We start from the raw sequence: 24,487 nt of genomic DNA on the forward strand, positions 1-24,487 counted from the left end.
CAAGGGCGTCGACCTCGGTCGGCCGGCCCGGGAGCCGGGGCTGTTCGCCCTCGCGCCCCCGCCGCAGCCCCTCCAGGTGCGCCGGGCGCTGCTCGGGCGGGACGATCAGGCTGCTCAGCTCGCGCCCGTAGGCCTCGGCCCGGCTGTAGCCGAACATCCTCTCGGCCGCGGCGTTCCACTCGGTCACGTAACCGGCCGGGGCGATACCGACCACCGCGTCGCTGGCCCCGGCGATGATCGCGCTGAGCCGCTGCCCGGCCTGGCGCCGGGCGGTGACGTTCTCGACGGCGGCGACGAACTGCTCGGGCCGGCCGGTGTCACCGTCGCGCATCACGGTCACCGACAACTGCACCCAGACCGGGTAGCCGTGGGCGTGGACATAGCGCTTCTCCAGGCTGTACTGGTCGATCTCGCCGCCCAGGAGCCGGTGCACCAGGCCCAGGTCACCGGCCAGGTCGTCGGGGTGGGTGACCTCCTGGAAGGTCATTCCCAGCAGCTGGTCCGCCGAGTACCCGAGGATCCGGCACAGGGCCCGGTTGACCCGCTGGAAGCGCCCTTCCAGGCTGACCAGGGCCAGGCCGGTCGGCGCCACCTCGAGCATGGTGCGCCACAGCTTCTCGGCCCGCTCCAGGCGGGCGGCGGTGGCCCGTTCGGCGGTGACGTCCCGCTTGATCCGGGCGTAGCCGGCGACCTGGCCGGTCGCGTCGCGCAACGCGATCACCAGGGCCACGGCGACCCCGTCGGGGACCGAGGGCAGGGGCACCTCACCGGACCAGGCGCCGTCCCGCTCGATCGTGCGCAGGTCGGCCTCGTCCGGGAGACCGACCTGGTGGCTCAGGACCCCGGCGAGCTCGGCCCGGGACCGGCCGAACATCGTCTCCGCAGCGCGGTTGCAGTCCACCACCCGGCCGGAGGTGTCCATCAGGACCACCGCGTCCGGGAACGCGTCGAAGACCTGGCTGCGCAGATCCGCGGTCAGCTCACCGCCCGGCCCACGTGATTGCTCCATGCCTGGGTCATCGCCCCGGGGCCGGGCGGACTTGACTGCTGCGACGGTCAAGCCGGGCGCCCCGGCGGCCGAGAAGAAGGATCCGTGGAGCCCGCCTCGGGCGCGGTGCGTGACGGACCAGGAGCAGCCGGCTGTGACTTTCTCATTGACCACCTCGGCCGATCCCACCGGCTTCGAGAGTGCCGCCACGCTCATCCTCGAGGACCTGCGCGACCGGGTGGGACTGGAGACCTGGCACGTGTCCCGGCGGGACGGGACCGATCAGGTCGTCCTGGCCGCGGTGGACGCCCGGCTGGGCCTGGCGGCGGGGCAGGTGCTCCCCTGGGCCGACAGCGTCTGCGCACTGGTGATCGACGGGTTGGCCCCGATGTGCGCCCCCGACGTGTCCGAGGTCGCGACCATCAGCGAACTCGTGCGGCGTACCGGTCTACAGGCCCGCTCGTGCGTCACGGTGCCGGTGTCGGCGCCGGACGGCCTGATGCTGGGCACGCTGTGCGGGCTGGGCAGCACCCGGCACCCGGAACTGCCCGACGTGGTCGGCGTGGTGCACCGGCAGGCCCAGATCCTCGGCGTGCTGCTGGCCCACGAGCTGCAGCTGGCCGAGGAGGTGCGGCGCGCCGAGCGCAGCGAGCAGGCCGCCCACCAGGACGTGCTGACCTCGATCGGCAACCGGCGGGCCTGGGACGTGGCGCTGTCGCGGGAGGAGCACCGGGCCGCCCGGTTCGGCACCACCGCCACGATCGTCATCTTCGACCTGAACGGGCTGAAGCAGATCAACGACACCGAGGGGCACGAGGCCGGCGACCAGCTCCTGGTCCGGGCCGCCGCCGAGCTGTCGGCCCGGCTGCGCAGCTCCGACACCGTGGCCCGGCTGGGCGGCGACGAGTTCGGCGTCCTGCTGCCGCAGACTCCGCTGGCGCAGGCCCGGCGCGTGGTCGCCGACGTGATCGACCGGCTGGCCGAGGTGGGGGTCAGCGTCTCGGTCGGGATGGCCCAGCGCAGTGCCAGCGAAGGACTGCTGGACGCCTGGCGCAAGGCCGACGCCGAGATGTACGTGGACAAGAAGCGGGCCAAGGAGAAGGGCGGCCCGATCCCCGTCCAGCGCTCGGGGGCCGGCCCGAAGACCCAGAAGTCCCTGCCGCACCCGCTGCAGAACGTCGATGCGGTGCTGGAGCTGCTGAAGGAGCAGCTGCGCATGGACGTGGTGTTCGTGAACCGCTTCGAGGGCGACAACCGGCAGTTCCGCAACCTGGTCACCTCGATCGACCTGCCGATCCGGGAGGGTTTCGTCGAGCCGGCGCAGGGCAGCTACTGCCGGATGATCGCCGACGGCTCCCTGCCGGCCGTCACCCGCAGCACCCGGCAGAACCCGCTGCTGCGCGACCTGCCGGTGACCGACCGCCTGAACATCGGCTCGTACCTGGGTGTCCCCCTGCACAACAGCGACGGCGGCCTCTACGGCACGCTGTGCGCCTTCTCCACCACCGAGAGCCCGGAGCTGGGCGAACGCGACGCCCAGGTGCTGCGCGGTGTGGGCGACGTGGTGATGCGGCTGGTGGAGTCGGAGGACACCCGCGACGACCGGCGGCACCGGTTCCTGCGTGACCTCGACCGGCTGCTGGCCCAGGGCGGGCCCTCGGCGGTCTACCAGGCCATCCACGACCTGGAGGACCTGAGCCCGGTCGGCTACGAGGCGCTCAGCCGGTTCCCCGGCGGCGGCCCGACCCCGGGCGAGTGGTTCACCATGGCCGCGACCTACGGGGTGGGCCCGCAGCTGGAGCTGAAGGCGCTGCAGGCGGCCGCCGCCGGGCTGGCCGACATGGCCGGCTTCCTGTCGCTGAACACCTCGCCCAGCACTCTGCTCACCCCCGAGTTCAACCGGCTGATGAACGAGCTGCCGCTGGACCGGGTGGTGCTGGAGATGACCGAGCACGAGGCGATCGAGGACTACGACTCGGTCAACTCGAGCCTGAAGGCGTTGCGGCGCAAGGGCCTGCGGGTGGCGGTGGACGACGCCGGGGCCGGCTTCGCCAGCATGCACCACATCCTCGCCCTGGTCCCGGACTTCATCAAGCTCGACATCAGCCTGGTGCGCGGCATCGACCGCCAGCCCTCCAAGCAGGCCCTGGCCGCCTCGCTGCAGGCCTTCGGGGTGAAGACCGGGGCCGCACTGATCGCCGAGGGCATCGAGAACGCCAGCGAGCTGACCTGCCTGCGTCAGCTCAGCATCCAGTACGGGCAGGGCTACCACCTGAGCCAGCCCGGTGCCCTGCCGCACCTCGACCGGACCACGGCCTGATCGCACTCGGGAGAACTCCCGAGGCCTGCGCGGGGACAATTGCCGCCCGTCGAGCGTTCGTGATCGTGCGGGCGAGCCGCCCGCATCGTGTCCGACGCCTGAGCGCAGGAGAGATTACGTGGTCTTCAAGAAGATGCTGGGTGCCCTCGGGATCGGTGGTCCGAGCGTCGACACCGTGCTGTCGGCCCCCGGTGCCCAGCCCGGTGGGGTGCTGACCGGGCAGGTCAACCTGGTCGGGGGCAACTCCGACGTGGAGATCGAGCACGTCTCGCTCAGCCTGGTCACCCGGATGGAGATCGAGTCCGGCGACAGCGATCACAGCGCCGTGGGCGAGTTCCACAAGGTCGCCGTGAGCGGCCCGATGCGCCTGGCCGAGGGTCAGCAGACCTCGCTGCCCTTCCAGATCGTGCTGCCCTGGGAGACGCCGATCACCGCCGTCTACAACCAGCCGCTGCGCGGCATGGTGATGGGCGTGCGCACCGAGGTCTCGATCGCCCGCGCCGTGGACAAGGGCGACCTCGACCCGATCCAGGTGCACCCGCTGCCGGTGCAGCAGCGCATCCTCGACGCCTTCACCCAGCTCGGCTTCGTGTTCAAGTCGGCCGACCTGGAGTACGGCCAGGTCTACGGCGTGCACCAGACGCTGCCGTTCTACCAGGAGATCGAGTTCTTCCCGCCGCAGCAGTTCGCCGGCACCATCAACGAGGTCGAGCTGACCCTCGTCACCAACCCGCAGACCGTCCAGGTCATCCTGGAGTTCGACAAGCGCGGCGGGCTCTTCCGCTCCGGCCAGGACAGCTTCGGCCGGTACACGGTGGCCCACGCCGACGCCGACACCACTGACTGGGTGCGCGTGGTCGAGGGCTGGGTGCAGCAGGCCCTCACCCAGCGGCAGTCGATGTTCGGCGGCCACGGCGGCGGGTTCGGCGGTGGTTTCGGCCAGGGCGGTTTCCAGCAGGGTGGTTTCGGCCAGGGCGGCTACGGCCACTCGGGCCACCACGGCGGCCACCGCTCCGGCGGCTCGGGCATGGCCGGGATGGCCATGGGCGCGGTCGGCGGCCTGGCGGCCGGCTACGTCGCGAGCGAGATGCTCGAAGAGGTCTTCGAGGGTGACGAAGGCGACGAGGGCGGCGACGAGGAGGCCTGATCCTCCCCGAACCCCCGTTTGAAGACGTCCTTGGGCGGCTACCCCGGTAGCCGCACCACGGTCGGTGGCTGGGGAACCGGGTGGGACTGCGGTCTCACCCGGTTCCCGGGCCCAGAGCGGCGCTCAGGTCTTCCAGAAGAACATCGATCACCGACTCCTCGGTGACCGTGGTGCGGGTCTGCCGGAGCCGGGCGGTGAGCTCGGTGTCCCAGGGCACGTCGCTGACCCGCCCGGCGTCGGGACCGCTCGGCCGCCGGGCGTAGGCCTGGTCGTAGTCGGCGGCCGTCATGCGCCAGGGCACGGCCCCGACCTTGGCCACCAGGTGCGCGGCAATGCGCAGGCCGTCGCCGTCGAAGTCGCCGTGGTAGCGGATCGGCAGGCCTGACGCGGCCATCCGGCGCAGCAGCAGCACGCCGGCGGCGCTGGGCCAGCCGGACCCGCAGACCAGGGCCGGGCACCGGGTGCCGAACCGTCTCAGTGCGGCGGCCATGACGCTGGGGTTCTCCACCACGTGGACGATCCCGGTGTCCCACTCGGCCACGCCCAGGTTGCGTACCTGCTGCAGAGTGAGGACGGCGGCCTCACCGGCTGCGGCCGCGGCCCTCAGGACGGCCGGCGCCGAACCTCCGCCCCGGGCCGCCAGTCCGGCCACCAGCACGGTGGATGACAGTTCGTCGGTGTCCACGCCGGCCCGGGACCACAGCCCACGTGAGCTCAGCTCCGGGCCGTAGCGGTAGGCGAGCCCTCTCAGCACGACGGTGGCCAGCCGGTGTCCTTCGTCGAGGGCGTGCGGATCGTGCAGGACCCGGTCGGCCAGGATCGGCAGCGGCAACCCCTCAACCGGCAGGGCGTCCAGCACGCTCAGCGCCTGCGAGACCAGCGCCTGCGTGGCCGGGACCGATCCGCCCACCAACCCGCTCGCCTGTAGGTAGGAAACCCACTCCAGCAGAGCCGGTTCGGCCTGAACCGGCGGGCACGACCGCAGCTGCGCCCACAACTGACGCCGCTCGTCCTGGGCCTGGGAACGCTCGCTGCGGCGGTCACCGATCGGGCCCACCACCTGCTCGACCACGACGCGCAGTTCGGCGCCGCCGATCTCGGCCACTGCGGCCTCGATCCGCGACAGCGCGAGCGAACGGCCTGGAGCGGGGACCCGCTCCAACCCCAAAAGGTCCGCCACCGCCGTCCGTTCGTTCTCGTTCCAGTCTTTCCCGATCCGGACCGAGCTGACCGGCTGCCCTGAGGAGAGCCGTTCGTGCAGCGCCTGCCAGAGCGGGCGCAACGACGGCGCCTGGGCCCATTCAGTCATCGGCGTCGGGGCGCAGCTCGGCGCCGTCCCAGGTGAACCGCACACTGGTCACGGCGTCATCCTGGTCCAGGCCGCTGCCGGTCTCCAGCTGGTGCACGGCGATGCCGTCGAGTTCCCGGTAGGTGCCCCACTCGTGGTCGGAGGTCAGCACCAGGTCCAGGTCGAGGGCGGCCAGCAGGGCGAACACCTGCCCCCGGTTGACCGTGTCGACTCCCACGAAAACCTCGTCCAACAGGATGATCCGGGGGCTGAGCGGCACCGCCTGGTAGTGCGCGGCGATGGCGGCGAACAGGGGCAGGTGCAGGGCGATGGCCTTCTCCCCGCCGGACAGCGCACCGTGCAGCTTGCTGGTCAGCTTCTCCCAGCCCAGCCCCTTGCCCCGTTCGACGTCGACCTGGAAGTGGTGCCAGGCGGTGTAGTCGAAGACCTCGGCGAGCTGTTCCTCCCAGCTGGCCGCCGTGTTCGCCGCCCGGGCCTGCTCGATCCGCTGGCGGAAGAACACGTGCAGGGCCTGCCGGTCGTCCTCGGAGAGCCGGACCGGGTCCTTCAGCAGCAGGTCCCGCCTGGCCCGGGTACCGGCCGGCAGCTGCGGGTCGATCTGCCAGGTCAGGCGGACCGCGACGCTGGAGGCGGTGCGCACCATGGCCAGCCGCTCGTTCATGGTGTCGACCAGTTCCCCGGCCTGCCGGATCCGGGCGGCCAGGTGCCGCCGGGTGTCACCGGTCAGGGTGCGGTCGAAGAGCTGGTGCTCGGCCCCGGTGATGTCGTCCTGGCTGCCCTCCAGTTCGGTCCGCAGCCGGTGCAGCAGGGTGGCGGCGCTGGTCCGGACCCCGCCGATCGAGGCGCTGAGCACCGCGACCTCGTGCTCGGTGACCATCTCCAGGTCGGCCCGCCGGGCCAGGGTGTCCTGCTGGGCGTGCAACGTCTCCATCAGGTTGCTCTGGGCCGCGGTGAGATGGCGATGCTCGTAGGGGATCGTGGGCCACGCGGCCGCCACCGCCCGGGCCGCCTCCAGCGCCGCCCGGGATCCCTCGCGCTCGCCCAGGTCGAGCTCGAGTCCCGCATCCTGCACGAGATGCCCACCCAGGAGCGCGTGCACGCCGTCGGCGGCCTGGTCCCGCACCCCGAGGGCATCCTGGTGCAGCTCCAGATCCCGCTCGCGGGCGTTGCGGAGCCGGCCCTCCTCCCCCACCAGCTCACGTTGGGTCCGGCTCGAGTGCTCTTGCTCGCGCAGGGCGGTCTTGCGCAGCTGCCGGGCGGCCTGGACCTCGACCAGGACCTGCTCGTAGGTGGAACCGATCGCCTGCTCAACGGCTTTGCGGCGGTGGGTCAGCGCCTCGGCCTCGGTCTGGGCGGTCTCCGCCTCCTGCCGGCTGTGTCCGGCGGTTCGCTCGGCGTTCGCGCACTGGCCGGCGAACAGGTTCACCGCGTCGGCGGCCGTTCCGGCGAGCAGGTGGGCGGACGCCCAGGTCTCGGCCGCCGTGCTCAGTTCGGCCAGCGCCAGCTCCAGTTCGGCCAGCGCCGCCTCCTCGGCCGACAGCCTCCGCTCGGAGGCCTGGCTCATCAGGGTGCGCAGGGCCTGCCCGGCGGCGACCTCCTCCTCGGCCAGCCGGTCCTGCGCCCGGATCACGGTGTCCTCGGCCGTGGTGAGCGCGGCCTGGGCCTGCCACACCCCGTTCTGCGCCTCGGCGACCCGCTCGAACCCGGGCCGGGCCCGCACCTCGGCCGCGAGCAGGCTCTCCCGCTCGGACAACTCGTCCAGGGCCTGCCCGACCTCGTCCAGCTGGGCTGCCAGAACCTCGAGCTGCTCGGTCAGTTCGGCGATACGCTGCCGGCGGGCCCGCTGCCGGGCGGTGGCCCCGATGAAGCCCGCCTCAGGCTTGCTCCAGGAGCCCTGCAGGGCGGCCAGCCGCCAGCTGCCGTCGGCGCCGATCGCCGCATCCGCGCTCGCGGGCAGGGTATTGCCGTAGGCGACGGCGGCCAGCACACCGTTGATCACTGCGGGCGCGACGGCCGGGTCGGTCTCGGGGGCGAGGACGTCGGCGAGGCTGGGGCCCCGCACCGCTGGGCGGCTGCTGCGGGCGAAGACGTCGTGCCCCTCGACGGAGAGCGTCTGCCCGGTGGGGGTGATCCAGGCGTCCAGCAGCCCGCTGGCCTCGAGCGCGGCCTCGATCCCGGCCTGGACGGAGGCGGGGACCTGGCTCTGGAAGGTGATCAGCTGCCACAGCGGGGCGCCGGAGCGGCCCTGGCGGGAGGCCGTGCGGGTCAGGGGTGCCGTCGGGGGCAGATGCACCTCGCTGCTGATCTTCTCCAGATCGGCCTGGATCTGCGCGTGTTCGGCCGCGGCCCGCCTCTGGAGGCCGACCAGGCCCGAGCGTTCGGCCGCGATCCCGGCCACCACCCCGTCCCGGGCCTGGGAGACCAGTTCTCGCACCTGGGTCTCGTCGGCCTCGGCCGCGCTGAGCACCGCGGGGTCGAGCTGTAGGAGCCGGCATTCGTTGGCCCACCGCAGAAGTCGTTCGCTCTGCTCGGCCAGCGCGGCCCGGAAGTCGTCCTCGGCCCGTTCCAGCACCGCCCGCACTTCCTGGCGCCGGGTGAGGGCCTCGTCCTTGGCCGTCTCGGCCTGCTCGCGACGCTGTACGGCGCGCTGGTGACCGGCCAGCGCCGCACGGATCTCGGCGATCTCCTGGCGCCGGGTGCCGACCGAGACGGTGATCAGCCGGCGGGCGGCCGCCGCGTCCACCGTGGCCCCGGGGGCCGGGACGCGGGCGCTCAGGTTGACCCGCTCCGCGGTCCGGGTCAGGGCTTCGAGGCTCTGCTGAAGCTCCCGCGTCGCCGAATCGAGGATCTCCTGCCGCTGCCGGGTCCGCTCCCGTAGGCCCCGCAGCTCGGCCCGGTCTCTCTCGGCCGTGCGGGCGAGGCGCTCGGCCCGGGCCCGGGCCTGCTCGTCGCGGGTGCGCAGATCGTCCAGCTCCCGGCCCTCGCGGTAGGCCTCACTGCTGGTCAGGCCCTCGATCCGGGCTTCCTGAGCGGCGATCTGCTCGGCCAGCACCCGGCCCCGTTCGTCGGCCTCCTGCAGGTCGGCCACCACCCGCTCGTAGTCGGCGGCGCTCTCGCGCGCCTTCTGGCTGGCATTCTCCAGCGCGGTGGTGGCCGAGATCAGCCCGGCGGCCGCAGCCCGCAGCACTCTGCGACTGTAGGTCTGGGCCTGCCGGGCAACCGTTCGCGCCGCCTCCACGATCTCAGCGAGGCGCCGCAGCTCTTCCCGCTGGCGGTCCAGCCGCTCGAAACCCTCTGCGAGTTCGGCGATGTCACCCTGGTCGAGCGGGGGTAGCGCCCGGGAGAGCAGGGTGGACAGGAGGCCCGGGTCCAGCCGCTGGGAGAGTTTCGGCGTGCGCAGTTGCAGCAGCGCCGTGATCAGGGCGTCGTACCGGGCCTCGTTCATGCTCTCGAACAGCTTGCCGCGCAGCGCGTTACGGTACTCCCCCGCATTGGGGTGCACCGTCCCGCGCGAGTGCAGCGCCGCTTCCAGGGCGGCCTTGGTCAGCGGCTGGCCGGCCGGGTTCAGCAGGTGCAGGTCGACCCCGACGCGCTGGTCGGTGGTGAACCAGTCGGAGTTGACGGTGCTGGTGCGGGTGGTGGCCGAGAGCCGCACCCCGCAGGTGAACCACTCCCCCTCGCCGAGAGCCAGTTCCAGCCAGGCGTACCCGACCCGGGTCACCGCCCCGCCGGCGCCCTCACCCATCAGGTTCCAGTGCATCGCCCGGTCGCCGGTGCCGAACGTGGAGAGCCGGTTGGCCCGCAGGCTGGCGTCGAACAGGAACGGCAGCAACAGTTCCAGCGCCTTGGACTTGCCCGAGCCGTTCGGGCCGCGGACCAGCAGGCGGCCCTGGTGGAACTCGAAGACCTCGTCGTAGTAGCGCCAGATGTTCAGGATGCCCGCGCGGACCGGGCGCCAGCGTGGCGTGCGCCCGGCACCGGCGGGCTCGGGCCGGTGCCGGTGCTGGTCCAGGTTCTGAACGCTCACGTGGGCGTCCTCTCGGATTCGGGTGCGGTCAGCTCCACCACGTAGCGGGCGGCCGCGGGCAGCGAGGTGACCAGGCCGCCGGTCTGCTCGGCCAGCCCGAAATCCGCCAGCAGCTGCACCGCCTGGGCGGTCAGGGCCTGCGGGCCGGCATCGCCGCGGTAGCTCATCGCCCAGCCGGGGAAGTCGGCCAGGACCTGCCGGGTGACGGCGGTCAGCTCGGCCGTGGACCGGGTCCGGCCCGGCGGCTGCAGCTCGTCGAGCAGCCGCAGGGCGGTCACCTTGGCGTGCGAGGTGCCCTCGGGGAACGTCTCGTCGGTGGCGATCGCGTCCGGGTCGACGAGCAGATAGCCCTCGGCCCGTTCCTCCAGCACGAAGCCGGCCTGCTCGGCGGCGCGGCGCAGGATCTGCCGGCCCGTGGGTGAGGCGAGATAGTCCAGCTGCTCGGCGCTCAGGTCGCGGCGGTAGACCACCGGCTCGTCGAACATCAGCCGCAGGATCGAGTGCCGCAACCACAGATTGCGCTGCACCGCCGAGACCTCGCCGCCCTCGCTCGTCCCGGTGCCGTAACGGGTCTCGGCCACCAGCGAGCGCAGGAGCTCCTCGAAGCGGGCCGGCACCTGCCCGGCCGGCACGGCCAGGGTCGAGGCCCCGCGGGGGGCGGACATCAGCCGGATCAGCAACGTGACGTCCACCTCGTACAGCACTTTCGCCGCGCGGCCCTCCAGATAGCTGTCGGTCGCCCCGTCGACCGCGGTCACCGCCCCGAAACGCTCCAGCAGCCGCAGAACGTCGACGAGGGCCCGCCGCTCGGCCTGCCGGCTGGAGTCGAAGGCTCCGACGGCCTCGTCCAGGGCGCAGGCCTGGGTGACCCGATCGGCCAGCAGCCCGATCGTGGTGACCGGAGTGTTCAGCAGCTCCGCCGCGACCAGGCAGAGCAGCACGTACCGGCGCCGGTCGAACGGCTGGCGGCCGCTGCGGGGGCGGCGGGCCGGGCGGGTGGCGTCGCCGCGGACCCCGACCTTCACCAGTCGCGCGTAGCCCAGCCGGGGCTCGACCAGGACGGTCCAGCCGCAGTGGTGGTCGAACCACTTCTGCAGCGGGGCCTGCCGGCGCCGGACCAGGTCGAAGGCCGGCTGGTCGGTGCGCTGGGTGATCAGCGGGTTGCGCAGCAGCAGCCGCACCCCCCGGGCCACCTCGTCCTGCTCGGCGCCGGCCAGCTGGTTGTGGAGTTTGCTCACGCCCCGACCTCACTGCTGCGGGCGCCGCGGGCACCCGTCCTGGTGTCGATCCGGACCAGGTAGTCGGGACCGGTCAGGACCCCGTGCGAGGTGCGGATCACGGCGGGAGGCCCCGGTTCGGCCGGCCAGAGGGTGATTTCGATCTGACCGTCGCCGGAGTGGTGACGTCTGGTGCCCTGCGCGTCGGGAGCGGCGCCGAGGGCGCCTCCGATCAGGTCCAGGAGCCGCTGGAAGGTCTGGTGGTCGAGCTGCCCGATCCGGCTGAGCCGGACCGGCCCGTCGGTGGCCAGGGCCTGCCGGGCCGCCTCCAGCTCGGCCCGCTCGGCGCGGGCCCGCTGCGCCCGCGCCCGTTTCACCGCGGCCACGTCACGCACCTTGCCCGTACGCCCGAACCGTTCGGTGCGACCGCTCGTGCGGATCAGCGCCGACACCGGGACCGGGGGCGCCTCGGCCCACGCCGTGCCGGGCGGGACGAGTTCCGGATCGGAGTGCTGCAGATGGGCGTGCCGCGCCGACCCCAGACCGAAAGCCGCCGACCAGAGCCGGTGCGCATCGTTCTCAGTCGGGGCCGCCGCGAACCACCGGGCCAGTTCCCGCAGGTCTTCGGCCGCCCCGGAGGAACGGCGGCGACTCTCGTTCAGCCGGTCCAGCGCCTGCAGAAGAGTCACGATCGCCCGCCGGGCCACGGTGTGCAGCTGCTCGGCCCGGGCCGGGCTGCCGTCGTCCGGGCGGAACCAGGCCCGCAGACCTTCCCAGCGAGTGCGGCGGTGGTGCAGCCATTCCGGCCCGGGATCGTCGGCGGCGCTGAGCCGGGGCAGCTCCGCGCCCGCGAGCGCTCGCTGCCGCAGCCGGACGATGTCGTGACGCTCCACCTCGTCCACCGCCTCGGCGATGATCCGCACCCGCAGGTCCAGGTCACCCAGGAAGTCGTTCAGGTAGACCACGGTGGCCTGCTTGACCTCGTGGAAGGTCTGCTGGTCGGTGCCCTCGACCCGGAGCAGACGCTGCAGCTGGGCGTTGAACTGGGTGGTGTTGCTGCGCAGGCCGTCCAGGTGCCCCTCCAGTTCCTGAAGGGTGGTGAAGACCCTGCGGTCGTCCGTGGACGGGTCGGCCGCCAGCCGGGCCAGGTCGCCCAGTCGCAGGGCGATCGCCTCCAGCACGGCGGTCTGCAGAGCACCGGCCGAGGCGAGCACCGCGGCGGCGTGCTCCAGCCCGGCCAGGGCCGCCTCACCGTGCCGGGTCAGCGAGTACAGCAGGTTGCGGCGCTCGTACTCGTCGGCCGTGCGGTAGTTGCCGGCGTGGTTCTGCGACGCCTCGAGCAGGCGCCACTAGCGCAGTTGCCGCAGCACGTCGAAGAGCGTGTCCTCGTCGGTCAGCGGGACCCAGCCCAGGCCGGACAGCCGCCGGCCGACCTCGTCCAGCCCGAGCGCCGTCTCCAGCCGCTCGTTCGCCTCGCCGAAGACCTGCAGGACGGCCGTGTACACCTCGCTGCGCTCGCCCGTGGTGAACCGGAACAGGTCGGAAGGCAGCGAGGCGGCCCCCGCCCGCCCGGTACCCCACGCGTCGCCCTCAGCGTTCATTGGGCAACACCGTACGTGATCGGCCGGAAAGGGACCGGGGTTGTGATCAAGTTCTACGGGGAGCCCCGCCGGGAGGGAACCCGGCGGGGCGGGAACTGCTGCCTCAGGGAATGACGGTGTTGGTACCGGTGCCGCCGGAGAGCGTGTCCTCGCCCGGCCCGCCGGAGATGTAGTCGTCACCGCTGTTGCCGTAGATCACGTCGTCGCCACTGTTGCCGTACATGGTGTCGTTCTGCCGGCCGCCGTAGAGCATGTCGTTGCCCTGGGCCCCGGTGATGTGGTCGTCGCCGTCGTTGCCGTAGATGATGTCGTCGCCCGCGCCACCGTCGAGCCGGTCGTCGCCCGGCCCGCCCTGGATCTCGTCGTTCCCGTCGCCGGCCCAGGCCTGGGCCGCGCCACCGGTGAAGGTGAGGATGTCGCGGCCGCCGCCGGAGGAAACCGAGGCGCCGGTGCCCGCGGTGATGGTGTCGGTGCCGTCGTCGCTGTCGACGTCGGCGTCCTGGGCCGCGGACTGCCCGGTGGTGTAGGAGTTGTTGCCGCCACCGAGGTGGATGTGGGTGAACTGCACGTCGGTGTGGTTGGTGAACGTCACGGCGTCGTTGCCGTCGGCCAGCGAGACCTGGCCGATCGGGTCGTTGGCCGAACTGCTGTCGCCCAGGGTGTTGTCGAGAACGCAGGTGACCCGGGTCAGGTCGGCGTTGTCGGGGTAGGAGCAGTGGTCGCCGGTCAGGATCTGGGCCGTGTCGTCGAGGGTGTAGACGAAGGTGGCCTGGTCGGCGCTCTTCTCGACGCTCAGCTTCAGCTGCTGGTGCAGGCCGCTGCCCGAGAAGTAGTTGAGCTGGTAGTGCTTTCCGCCGGCCCCGACCACCTCGGCGTGGGCCATCGACCCCTCGGCGTGGGCCGGGCCGGCCAGCAGCACCGGGACCAGTGCGGCGGATCCCAGGCCGGCGGCTCCCACCAGCGCTGACCAGCGGCTTCGACGCGAAATCATGTGATTCCCCTCCAGATTCGGTGGTGTTGACGGTTTCCACCGTGCCAGAGGCGCCGAGTTAGTGAAGGACGTTTGCAAAGCCCCAAAGGGACTTCCCGATCAGGCAGAGAATCGGAAAGTCCCTGCGGGACAACGTGGACATGGCCGGACCCTATCGAGGCCCCGGCCGGGCAGACTCAGGTGTTCGAGGTCAGCTGCCTGAGCAGGTTCAGGGCCTCGGTGTCGGGCGACCCGGCCGGCGCGGTGCAGGTGACCAGAACCTGCTCGGGAGTCTGCATCGCCCGCAACGACTGCTGGGTCACGGTCAGGGCGCCGACCAGCGGATGGTCCAGGGCGTAGTCGGCGCTGGCGCACGGCTGCACCCGGTGATCGCCCCACAGCCGGGCGAATTCGGGTGAGCGCATCGACAGGTTCCCGACCAGCGCGGCCAGGAGCGGGTCTTCGGGATGCTCACCGGCGGCCAGCCGCAGGTTGCCGACCACGGCCCGGCACTTCGCCGGCCAGTCGGTGTAGAGGCCGCGCACGTGTGGATCGAGGAACACCAGCTCGGCCATGTTGGGGCGCGCGCCCGGGACGGCGGGGGCGAGCGGGTCCAGATGCCCGGCCAGCAGGGCGTGGCCCAACCGGTTCCAGCCCAGCACATCGCTGCGCCGGCCCAGCACGATGCCCGGCACGTCGCCGAGCATGGCCAGCAGATCGGCCAGCGAGGAGTCCAGACGCTCCACCGGCGGTCGTCGCGGCCGGAGGGTCCGCCGGGATCCCCCGGCCAGGGTGCGCAGGTGCTGACGCTCTGCGTCGCTCAGCTCGAGCGCGTTCGAGATCGCCTCGAGCACCTCGGGAGAGGCGTTCCGGGAGTGGCCCTGCTCGAGCCGCGTGTAGTACGACGAACTGACGCCGGCCAGCAGGGCCAGCTCCTCGCGGCGCAGGCCGGGAACCCGCCGCCGCTCACCGTAGGTGGGCAGACCGACGTCTTCAGGACTGATCCGCGCCCGCCAGGCCTGCAGCGTCTCGCCCAGCGGGCCGGGAGAACCAGTGGTCACCACCCCAGTGTGCCTGCCTCGCCCGCGGGCTGCCTGTCCCTGCCGGGGATAGCCACCACACAGCCTGGCTACCGGTGCGGCCCGCCGCAGATAGTCGATGACGCCCGGACATCCGGGCCGACTCGGAAGAAGGATCATGTCCACACGTTTCACCCGCAAGAGCATCGTGGCGGCCGGCACCCTGCTCGGTGTCGGCACTCTGCTGGCCGACCCGGCCGCCGCCGTCTCCCCTCCGCTCACGAAAGCCGCTGTGCAGGTGCATTTCGACCTGGCCGGCGGGCAGATGCCCGAGAACGTCGTCCTGGACCGCAACGGCAGCGTCGCCGTCACCCTCGCCGGGGCCCGGCAGGTGGCCCGGGTCACCGGCCAGGGCCAGGTGCGCATCCTGGCCACCCTCCCGGCCCCCAAGGACACCGAGGCCAAGACGCCGCTGCTGGGCTTCCCCGTCACCACCGGCCTGATCCGTGACGGAGACACGTTCTACGTCGCCTACGCAACCGGAACGAAGGCTGAGACCGGCATCTGGACGTTCACGGAGGGCCGCACCCCACGCAAGCTCGCCGACCTTCCGGCCGCGGGCCTGCCCAACGGCATGGCGATGGACCGCCGCACGGGGAACCTCTACGTGACGGACTCCGCCCAGGGCGCCGTGTACTCCGTTGCCACCACCGGAAAGAACGCGGGCCGGACCCGAACCTTCAGCACCAGTAAGGATCTGGCCTCCACCGGATTCTTCGGCGTGAACGGCGCCAAGGTCCGCGACGGTCGCCTGTACGTGTCCAACCTCGACCAGGGCACCGTGCTCTCGACACCTCTGTCCGGTTCCCGGGCGGGGACTTTCGAGACGATCGCCACCGGCCTGAAGGGCATCGACGACTTCGCCTTCACCGGCCAGGGCCGGCAGTTCATCGCCGGTCTGGTCACCGAGAACAAGGTGGTGCTGGTCAACGGAAACGGCACCAAGAAGACGGTCCTCACCGAGGTCGACGGCCTTTCCAACCCGTCCGCGGTGGCCGTGCGGGGCACGACCGTCTACGTCACCAGCGCCGCGTACACCACCCAGAAGGACCCGAACCTGCTCACCGCCCAACTGATCAAGAACTGAATCTGAGGACGTCGGTGGGCACCCACCCAGGGTGCCCACCGACGTCCTCAAGCAGTTGGGTTCCAGGTTCTACAGGCGCAGCGCGGTCCGGATCAGGTCGGCGAGCGCCCGTGAGCGGCTGTGCGGGGGCCAGGCGATCACCGTGGTGATCTGCGGGGCGTCCACCACCGGCACCGCCACCACGTCGTCCCGCAACTGGGAACGGCAGGAGTCGGGCGAGACCATCAGCGTGCGGCCCAGCGAGATCAGCTGCAGCAACTGCGCGTGGTTCTGCGCCTCGGGCCCCGGGCCCGCCGGATAGGTGCCGTCCGGACCGGGCCAGCGCGGCAGGGGCAGGTCGGGCACGGCCGTGAGTTCGTGCGACCTGAGGTCGGTACGCGTGGTCAGCGGATGCCCGGCCGGCAGGATCGCGACCTGCCCCTCGGTGCGCAGCTCTTCGAAGTCGAAACCGGTTGTCTCATCCATCGGCCGGTGCAGGATCGCCACGTCGGCCCGGCCGTTGCGCAGGAGCCGCACCTGCTCGCCGGGACCGCACAGAGCAACGTCCACGGGGATCGATCCGGGCTCGGCGGAGTAAGCGTGCAGCAACTTGGCCAGCAGTTCACTCGAGGCGCCGGCCTTGACCGCCAGCACAAGACCGGGCTCTCCCGCAGCCGCCCTTCGGGCCCGGTGCTCGGCCGCCTCCACCGCGTCCAGCGCGATCCGGGCCTCGCGCAGCAGCACCGCACCGGCCTCGGTGAGCACGACCGAGCGGTTGGTGCGCTCGAGCAGCGTCAGCCCCAGCCGGCGCTCGAGCTGGATGATCGCGCGCGACAGGGGCGGCTGAGCGATGCCCAGGCGCTGCGCGGCCCGGCCGAAATGCAGTTCCTCCGCCACGGCGACGAAGTACCTGAGCTCCCGGGTCTCCATCACCCGAGGCTACAACGATACCCGTGGAGTATCGCTCCTGATCGAGGTGGTCTTGGACGAGGAGCGGCGGCCGGCGGCAGCATCGGGGCATGAACATTGCAGTCCTTGGCACCGGAAAAGTCGGCTCAGCGCTGGGCACTCGACTGGCGGCCGCCGGTCACCAGGTGGTCTACGGCTCTCGCAGCCGCGCCGGTGAACCCGGTGTGGTCGGCCAACGCGAAGCCGTCGCCTCCGCCGACGTGGTGATCACCGCGATCCCCGGCACCAGCGTGGTCAGCACCCTGGAAGAGATCGGCGAGCAGACCCTCTCCGACAAGATCGTGCTGGATCCTTCGGCCGCCTTCTCGCCCCAGATGACCATGGCCTACCCCGGCGACAGCGTGGGGCAGCAGGTACAGGCCCGGTTCCCGCAGCTTCGGGTGGTCAAGACCCTCAACACGATGAACTTCACGATCATGGTCGACCCGCTGGCCTCGCTGCCGAGGGCGACCGCCTTCGTCAGCGGTGACGACGAGGCCGCCAAGAAGGTCGTGCGGGGCCTGCTCGGCGACCTGGGCTGGCCCGACGAGGCGGTCCTGGACCTGGGCGGGATCGACACCGCGCTGGCCACCGAGCACGTGGCCCCGCTGTTCTTCGCCACGGTCCGGGCCCTGGGCACCGCCAAGTTCAACATCTCCGTCACCACCCAGGCCTGATCCGGGGCCTATCGCGTGAGTTCGACCTGGCCGGAGATCGGCGGGCCGTTCGAGGTGAGCGCCACGCCCGAGGCCGACCAGGCGCTCAGAGTCCAGGCGTAGTAGCCCTGCGGCACCTTCCGGCCCGCGGCGGTGGTTCCGTCCCAGACCAGGTCACGGATGCTGCCGTCGGCGGTCTCGGCCGTGCTGAGGACCCGCACGGTGCGCCCGGTCCGCTGCGAGATGAGCTTCAGTCCCGCTCTTCTGACCGGCTCGGTGGTGTCGAACTCGGGCGACCAGGTGTCGCGCACCTTGTCGCCGTCGGGGCTGAACCCCAGGGTGCGGACCGTTCCGATCAGGCGCGGCCGGGAGGGCACGGGGTAGGGAAGGCGCTCGACGGTCAGGTCGGGTGCGGCGGCCTTGCCGTTGTCGAGCAACCGGGCGAGCCTCGGCCCGTCGAGAGCCAGCGAAAGGGTGCGGCCCGGCAAGGGAATCGGGGTGCTTTCCGGCGCGGACAGATCGAGGACGCCTGCCTGCCCGTCCGCCACCCAGGCCAGGGTGCCTTCCCCGACGGCCAGGTCGACCTTCTCCGCGGAGGTAATGCCGGTTGGGACAGTACGGCGGGCTTGGGAAGAGAGGTCCTGCACGAAGGCCTCAGAGGCATCGCAGCTGAGCCAGGCTGCGGTGCCTGCCCACACGGCAACCGGCAGAGCCCGGGAGCAGGACTGCTCGAAGAGCCGCACCGGGCGTGGCTTCTCGACGTCGACACTCCACACCTGGCTCTTCCGACCGGCCGTGCTGGCGTACACGACGTTGGAGCCGAAAATGTCGCTGTGCCCGGAGAGCCGGGCCGCCCTGGGCAACAGGTGCAGCAACTCCCCGTCCGCGCGGTTCACCTGCCCGCCGATCAAGGTGTACGGGCCGGAGATCTTCACTTCTGACAGAGTCTGGAACTGCCTGCCGTACTTGCCCTTCACCGGCGCCTGCTCGATCGATGTGGTCCGTCGGCCGCGCTCAAGGACGTCCCATTGCATCCCGTGCTCGGGGCTGCCGACCAGACCTCGCGCTGCGGAGAACGAGGCCGGCAGGGTGTCTACTGCCTCGAAGAATATTCCGACGGCCGCAGGCAGTCGCCTCCGCGCGCCCAAGCCGGAATCGTCCACGGCCCGGGCCCAGACCGCGCCGCGCGAGCGGCTTCCGGCGGACTGGTCGCTGTAGTAGAGCGTGCCGGCGTTCAGATCCCAGCCGCCGATCGTGTACTTGGGCGCGTCGAAAGTAGCGGCCAGAGAGGGGACGCCGTCCGGGCCGATGCGATAGACCCCTGGCTCGGGCCCTCGGCCGGTCGCGGTCACAAAGTCGTCCCCCACCGCGGCGAGGCCTGCGGACCCGGCCGGGAGCTCGATGTCCGTTACCCCGTCGCGGTCGATCGTCCTCAAGGTGACCCGGACGTCCCCGGCCGGTACCAGGTATCCCACCGTCCCGCTGTCGGTCACCACCAGACTGTCCAGGTAGGCAGCGTCATTGCGTTCGGCATGAACCGTCGGCGTTCCTCCTGAGCGCGGCATCACCCACACCTTGCCGTCCCCGCTCCAGGCCACCGCGTTCGCACTCACCTCCAGATCGTCGAAGTACCTGACCGTGACGGGAACGGCCAGCGGCACGGTCTCCGGCAGACCGGTCCCCAGGGGAACCGACAAGATCTGCAGCCGCTGTTCCTGCTCGGGGTCGACGGGTGAGACTGCGATGACGACGTCGGTCCCCTGGACGTCCCAGTCCATCGGGCCGAGAGAAGCCTCGGGCTTCCAGAACTCCGCGCTGCCGGGCCACGTCCAGCCACCGTCGGGCCCGGGCGCCGTCGCCACCGGCGACGTGATCAACCGGCTCGATCCGAAGGGATAGGTGGCGAACGGATCCGGCATGCTCACCCAGGTCGGCCCGGTCAGTGCGTAGTTCCGGCCCGAGACCAGGCCGTCGCCCATCGTGTCACCGGTCAGCAGATCGGTGCGGAAGAGCCGGCTCGATCCGCTGTTCGATCCGTAGCTGTACCTGCTCCAGGTCAGCTCCCCGCCGACCACCGGGCCCGGCTCGAACATCTGCCGGAACGCCGGCCTCGTGTCGACCTCGGCCCGGGCAGCCAGGGACTCTCCCCACGCCCCCGTTCTCACCAGATCCGGATCGGCCGCTCCGGCACCCTCCTGCAGCACCGCCGCACCACTGGCCGAAGCACCGATCAGGGTGACGTCAGCCGGGCGGGAGTGCAGTGGAACGCTGATCGCCTCTGCGGTCGACCGGGCCTGGGCGTTCACCGGAATCAGCAAGGTCAGCAAGAGAGTCAGCGCGACCAGACGCGTACGGCCGAGACGAGCAAGCACAGCGGTCCCCCGAGCAGCTGGCAGGCATGTGAACCTGAAGCCTGCCGGTCCCGGTACCCGGGGCGCACGTCACCGCCTGTGGGGACGTCAGTTCGGTCGGCGGCGTTCCAGTTCCTCGCCGAAGGCAGCCACGATCGCCTTCCACAGCCGCGGTTGGGCGGTGGCCGCCACGTTCTCGGCCAGGCGCGCCCCGAGGGTGACCGCGAACTCGGCGCTGAAGTCGTCCAGACCGTTCTGAGCCTTCGAAACAGTCTGTCCCTGAAGCGATACCACCTTGATTTCCTGGGTGGTCTCCGACGGCTTCTCGGCCGGGATCGGCAGCACCGGCCCGGCGTGCACCACCGTCAGGAACTTCGTCGTCCGGGTCAGCGCCACGTACAGCAGCCGCAGCCCGTGAGTGCTCTCGGAGACGATCGACTCCGGCTCGACCACCACGACGGCCTCGAACTCCAGGCCCTTGGCGTCGGTCGCCCCCACCAGGTTGATGCTCTTGCCCAGCGATCCGGCGCGCGTGTCCTGGTACTGAACATCGTCCTGGTTGAGCATCTCGACCACGGCCGCCCGGTGCTCGTCCGCGCAGATGATGCCCACGAACAGCCCCCGCGCCGCGTACTCGCAGGCCGCCCGCACCGCTTCGGCCCCCAACTCCCCCACCGGCACCCGCCGCAGGTCGGGCTCGGCCGGCCCGAGCCGGATCACCGAAAGCGGCTCCACCGCCGGCGCCGCATGCGGAAGCAGTTGCGCCGCCAGCGCATACACCTGCTGCGGCACCCGGTAGCCCAGCGTCAGCGGCACGATCGATTCCGGATGCCGGACCCGCAGCGCCTCGACCACGTCGTCCCAGGTGTCCCGGGCCCACGGGCCGGTCGACTGGGCGAGATCGCCCAGCACCGTGTACGAACCGGTCCGGCTGCGCCGGCGCACCGAACGCAACTGCATCGGCGACAGGTCCTGGGCCTCGTCCAGGACGATGTGGCCGAACTGCGGAACGCTGCCGTTCAGCAACAGGTCGGTCTCGTCGAGCAGAGCCACGTCGGCCAGGCTCCAGCCCTCGTCGGACACCCGGTCGGAGGCCGGGCGGAACAGCATCTGCACCTCGGCCGCGGTGAAGTCCTGCCCCGCCGCGGCCAGCAGCCGGTCGCGGGAACCGAACAGGTCGCGCAGGAACATCTGCGGTGTGAGCGAGGGCCAGACCCGTTGCAGGGCAGCGTCCACCGCCGGGTCGGGCACCTCGACACCGCGACGGGCCCGGACTGCCGCGGTCGCCGAGATCCAGCTGCGCATGGCCGCCCGGCCCGCGCCGTAGCTGCGGGCCTGGTTGACCGAACGCCGCAGCGCGTCCTCGACCTCGGGCCGGGAGAACGACGCCACCGGATCACCGGCCGGGCCCACGTCGAGCCGGCCGGCCCGTTCCGGCAGGCGGATCCGCTGCACCAGCCCCCGCATCAGCAGCTGCTGCATCCGCAGCTCGCCCTTGATCCGGACGACCTCGGCGCTCTCCTGGCGCCCGGTGCCCTTCTGCAGCCCCAGGCCCCGCAGGTCGCGATGCTCGACCTGGTGGTCGCCCAGCCCGGGCAGCACCTGGCGGATGTAGCGGGTGAAGGTCGGGTTCGGCCCCACCACCAGCACGTCCGAGGGCGCCAGGGTCTCGCTGTGGTTGTACAGCAGCCACGACACCCGGTGCAGGCCGACGACGGTCTTGCCGGTGCCGGGCCCGCCCTGGACGATCAGGAGCTGCTCGAGCGGGGCCCGCACCAGTTCGTACTGCAGGGCGTGGATGGTCTGGACGATGTCGCGCATCTCGCCCGAGCGCGCGGCGTCCAGCTCCCGCAGCACCGCGTCGTCGATGCCCTCGTGCTCGAGGGCCGTGAGCTCACCCACGCGGGCCGCGAGGTCCGCATAGACCACGTCGTCGAAACTGAGGATGCGATTGCGCTCGGTCGCGAACGTCCGTTTGCGCACGAGTCCCTGGGGGTCGTCGTGGCTGGCCTCGTAGAAGGGCGCCGCCATCGGCGCCTTCCAGTTGATGACCAGCGGCTCACCGTCCTGGTCGCTGATCAGCCACTTGCCCACGTAGTAGGTCTCGCCGCTCTCCCGGTCGAACCGCCCCAGGGCCACGGCGTCGTCGGGGCCACCGATCCGCTCGGCCAGCGCCCGGGCCTCCTTGGCCACGGCGACGGACGTCTTGCCGCCCAGCGAGGCGCTCGCCGCACCTCCCAGCGACTGCCGCTTGAGTTCGCGGGCGTCCCAGGCCGCGTCGAAGTACTTCTGTTCCAGCGCGATCTCGTCCTGATCGGCAGAGCCCACGCTCATTCCTCAGACCCTCCCGCAGCGACCGAGCACACAGCCACATGATGTGACAGATGGTGCGCCCGAGGTGGGAGAAAAGGTCACGAAAGGATCAAGGCACCCCCACCCCTCCGGGCCAAGCTTGCGCGAAAGTCCGGAAAGGTTGCTCACAAGTTCGTGATACTTCAATCACATGGCCGGCTCGCTCAGTCTCCGCCGCGCCCGGTAGAGCCCGGGGGCGATGCCGTGGACCCGCTTGAAGGCATGACTGAACGACGACTCGGTGGAATAGCCGAGCGAGCGGGACAGGGCCGCGATCGTCACATCCTCGTCACGCAGAGCTCGCTCCGCCAGGCGCATACGCCAGTGGGTGAGGAAGGCCAGCGGGGGCGTGCCGGCCGCCTCGCGGAAGCGCTCGGCGAAGGTGGTGCGGGACATCGCGACCGTGCGGGCCAGGTCTTCCAGGGTCCAGCTGCGCTGGGGGTCGGCCTGCATCTGGTGCACGGCCGGGGCCAGGCTCGGGGTGGCGAGCACCCGCAGCCAGCCGGGCGGTACACCGGCGGGGTCGGCCAGGTAGCCCCGCATCACCTCGACGAACAGCAGACTCGCGTACTGCCGGGCGGCGAAGTCGGAACCGCCCTGGTCATGCCCCATTTCGGTGAGCAGGCGATCGAGCAGCCAGTGCAGGGTGGCGGCCTGGCCGTCGGTGGCCTTGACGTGGGTGACCGGCTCCAGAGCGGCCAGCAGCAGATCCTCCCCCGTACGGTTGAGCGCGATGTGGCTGCCGACCACCGCCACGTCGGGCGTGGAGCTCAGGTGCACGGTGCTGCCGCCGTGGAACCGGAACAGGGCCTCGCCGTCGGTGGGAGTCAGCTCGGGGCCGCTGGACATGATCTGCTTCAGGTCACCGCGCACCACCGCCACGTCACCCTCGGTGAGCAGAATGCTCTGACCGGTGCTGGGCACCCGCAGCCAGAACTGCCCCCGGGCCGGGGCCACGAGCATCAGCGGGGCGTGCGCCTGCAGGTTCAGCGACCACTGCCCCTCGGCCAGGATCGCCCGGGCCATCACGCACCGGGCATCGATCATCGCGAGAGCTGCTGACAGCGGGTCACCGGACACAACCGTACTTTCGCGCAAGTGCGCCGAACTCTCAAACAAGGTGCCCGATGATCACGGGTGGCAGCCTGGACAGGACCCCACCAGCACCGAAGAAAGCCAGAGGCGCATGCCCACCATCACCACCCCCGACGGCGTCGAGCTCTACTACACCGAGCACGGCACCGGGCAGCCCGTCGTCTTCAGCCACGGCTGGCCGCTGAACGGCGACGCCTGGGCGCTGGAGCTCAAGGTCTTCGCCGACGCGGGCTTCCGCGCGATCGCCCACGACCGTCGTGGCCACGGGCGTTCCAGCTCGACCACCACGGGCAACGACATCGACACCTACGCCCGCGACGTCGCCGCCCTGATCGAGGCCCTCGACCTGCGCGACGTCATCGTCGTCGGCCACTCCACCGGCGGTGGCGAGGTCGTGCGCTACGCCGCCCAGTACGCCGCCGGCCGCGTGGCCAAGGTCGCCACCATCGGCGCCGTCCCGCCGGTCATGGTGGCCAAGGAGTCCAACCCCGACGGTGTTCCGATCGAGGTCTTCGACGGCATCCGCGACAACGTGCTGAGCGACCGCTCGCAGTTCTGGAAGGACCTGTCCGAGAGCTTCTTCGGCGCCAACCACGGCCGTCCGGTCTCGCAGGGCGCCAAGGACGACTTCTGGCGGATGGGCATGCAGGCCGACCTGGTCTCGGCCTACGACTGCGTGAAGGCGTTCTCCGAGACCGACTTCACCGAGGACCTGAAGGCCCTCGACGTGCCGATCTTCATCGCGCACGGCGACGACGACCAGATCGTGCCCCTGGCCAACGCGGCCGAGAAGGCGATCAAGCTGGTCAAGCAGGGCACCCTGAAGATCTACGAAGGCGCCCCGCACGGCGTGCACGGCGACTGGCAGCTGCAGTGGCACAAGGACCTGCTGGCCTGGATCGCCGGCTGACCTGAACTGAGGACGATCGGCGCGGCCCCCTCAGGGGGGACCGCGCCGATCGCTCGTTGCGGGTTCCGTACGAGATCAGGAACCCAGCACCCGCAACGCCAGATCGACCGTGGAATGCAACTGCCCCCGGCTTGCCCCCGCCGCGGCGTGAACGGCATTGCCCTCGCTGACCACCATCACGTACCGGGCCAGGGCCGCCGCATCGGTGTCGGCCGGCAGGTCACCCTCCTCCACCGCCTGGCCGAGTCTCTGTGCCAGAGCCTCTTCACCCGAGCGCCGGCTCGCGGCCAGGAACTCAGCAATCTGCTCGTTGCCGCTACTGGCCGACAGACCCCCCTGGATGGAAAGACAGCCGGCAGGACGATCGGGACGAGTCAGCGCGTCAGCGTTCGCCCGAAGGAAGCTTTCCACCACCTGGTAGGCAGTCGGCTGCTGCAGAGCCTCCCGGGCA

At 71.3% G+C, this 24,487-nt stretch carries 15 protein-coding genes and 2 pseudogenes; 5 read left to right on the forward strand and 12 right to left on the reverse strand.

The window, feature by feature from the left end; translation table 11 throughout:
* Positions 1-1,009: PAS domain-containing protein (locus LWF15_RS35170; protein ID WP_232815338.1), on the reverse strand; the 1,009-nt coding region annotated here is incomplete at its 3' end.
* A gap of 133 nt (positions 1,010-1,142) precedes the next feature.
* Between LWF15_RS35170 and LWF15_RS35175 the strand changes: the two genes are divergently transcribed.
* Both LWF15_RS35175 and LWF15_RS35180 read left to right on the forward strand, forming a co-directional pair.
* Complete coding sequence (locus LWF15_RS35175; RefSeq protein ID WP_232815339.1) at positions 1,143-3,308, forward strand: EAL domain-containing protein; 2,166 nt, start codon at positions 1,143-1,145, stop codon at positions 3,306-3,308.
* A 118-nt stretch (positions 3,309-3,426) separates the two neighbouring features.
* Positions 3,427-4,455, forward strand: a complete 1,029-nt coding sequence (locus tag LWF15_RS35180) for a sporulation protein (RefSeq protein WP_232815340.1) — start codon at positions 3,427-3,429, stop codon at positions 4,453-4,455.
* Between the two features lie 94 nt (positions 4,456-4,549).
* Here the strand turns inward: LWF15_RS35180 and LWF15_RS35185 are convergent, their stop codons facing one another.
* The 6 genes and pseudogenes from LWF15_RS35185 to LWF15_RS35210 all read right to left on the reverse strand — a co-directional run bounded on the left by LWF15_RS35185 (position 4,550) and on the right by LWF15_RS35210 (position 14,640).
* Positions 4,550-5,764 (reverse strand): TIGR02679 family protein, encoded by a 1,215-nt coding sequence (locus tag LWF15_RS35185; RefSeq protein WP_232815341.1) that lies wholly within the window; start codon positions 5,762-5,764, stop codon positions 4,550-4,552.
* The gene (locus tag LWF15_RS35190; RefSeq protein WP_232815342.1) at positions 5,757-9,791 is read right to left on the reverse strand and encodes a TIGR02680 family protein; all 4,035 of its coding nucleotides are present in this window, start codon (positions 9,789-9,791) and stop codon (positions 5,757-5,759) included. Before LWF15_RS35190 ends, LWF15_RS35185 begins: the two co-directional genes overlap by 8 nt.
* Entirely contained in the window at positions 9,788-11,029 is a 1,242-nt protein-coding gene (locus LWF15_RS35195) for a TIGR02678 family protein (protein WP_232815343.1), read from the reverse strand. Before LWF15_RS35195 ends, LWF15_RS35190 begins: the two co-directional genes overlap by 4 nt.
* Positions 11,026-12,609, reverse strand: a pseudogene (locus LWF15_RS35200) (TIGR02677 family protein). Before LWF15_RS35200 ends, LWF15_RS35195 begins: the two are co-directional and overlap by 4 nt.
* 103 nt (positions 12,610-12,712) lie before the next feature.
* Positions 12,713-13,600, reverse strand: coding sequence for a calcium-binding protein (locus tag LWF15_RS35205; protein ID WP_232815344.1), 888 nt, complete (start codon positions 13,598-13,600; stop codon positions 12,713-12,715).
* 176 nt (positions 13,601-13,776) lie between these two features.
* Complete coding sequence (locus LWF15_RS35210) at positions 13,777-14,640, reverse strand: helix-turn-helix domain-containing protein (protein ID WP_232815345.1); 864 nt, start codon at positions 14,638-14,640, stop codon at positions 13,777-13,779.
* Between the two features lie 136 nt (positions 14,641-14,776).
* On the opposite strand from LWF15_RS35210, the gene LWF15_RS35215 reads away from it, so the two are divergent.
* Positions 14,777-15,745 (forward strand): SMP-30/gluconolactonase/LRE family protein, encoded by a 969-nt coding sequence (locus LWF15_RS35215; RefSeq protein ID WP_232815346.1) that lies wholly within the window; start codon positions 14,777-14,779, stop codon positions 15,743-15,745.
* A 69-nt stretch (positions 15,746-15,814) separates the two neighbouring features.
* On the opposite strand, the gene LWF15_RS35220 is transcribed toward LWF15_RS35215, so the two are convergent.
* On the reverse strand, positions 15,815-16,654 hold the full coding sequence (locus LWF15_RS35220; protein WP_269811372.1) for a LysR family transcriptional regulator: 840 nt from the start codon (positions 16,652-16,654) through the stop codon (positions 15,815-15,817).
* Between the two features lie 65 nt (positions 16,655-16,719).
* Between LWF15_RS35220 and LWF15_RS35230 the strand changes: the two are divergent.
* Positions 16,720-17,349 (forward strand): annotated as a pseudogene (locus tag LWF15_RS35230) (NADPH-dependent F420 reductase); the annotation flags it as partial.
* Between the two features lie 8 nt (positions 17,350-17,357).
* Here LWF15_RS35230 and LWF15_RS35235 read toward each other — a convergent pair.
* The 3 genes from LWF15_RS35235 to LWF15_RS35245 all read right to left on the reverse strand — a co-directional run bounded on the left by LWF15_RS35235 (position 17,358) and on the right by LWF15_RS35245 (position 23,111).
* A complete protein-coding gene (locus tag LWF15_RS35235; protein WP_232815348.1) occupies positions 17,358-19,646 on the reverse strand; it encodes a hypothetical protein in 2,289 nt (762 codons plus the stop codon).
* 141 nt (positions 19,647-19,787) lie between these two features.
* On the reverse strand, positions 19,788-22,013 hold the full coding sequence (locus tag LWF15_RS35240; RefSeq protein WP_232815349.1) for a HelD family protein: 2,226 nt from the start codon (positions 22,011-22,013) through the stop codon (positions 19,788-19,790).
* A 165-nt stretch (positions 22,014-22,178) separates the two neighbouring features.
* Positions 22,179-23,111: an AraC family transcriptional regulator gene (locus tag LWF15_RS35245; RefSeq protein ID WP_332879963.1), complete on the reverse strand. Its 933-nt coding sequence runs from the start codon at positions 23,109-23,111 to the stop codon at positions 22,179-22,181.
* A gap of 106 nt (positions 23,112-23,217) precedes the next feature.
* Here LWF15_RS35245 and LWF15_RS35250 point away from each other — a divergent pair, with 106 nt between their 5' ends.
* Complete coding sequence (locus LWF15_RS35250) at positions 23,218-24,036, forward strand: alpha/beta fold hydrolase (protein WP_232815351.1); 819 nt, start codon at positions 23,218-23,220, stop codon at positions 24,034-24,036.
* Positions 24,037-24,111: 75 nt separating this feature from the next.
* Here LWF15_RS35250 and LWF15_RS35255 read toward each other — a convergent pair.
* Positions 24,112-24,487: TetR family transcriptional regulator C-terminal domain-containing protein (locus LWF15_RS35255; RefSeq protein WP_232815352.1), on the reverse strand; the 376-nt coding region annotated here is incomplete at its 5' end.

This window comes from Kineosporia rhizophila (assembly GCF_021277265.1).
In the GTDB taxonomy this organism is placed as follows: domain Bacteria; phylum Actinomycetota; class Actinomycetes; order Actinomycetales; family Kineosporiaceae; genus Kineosporia; species Kineosporia rhizophila.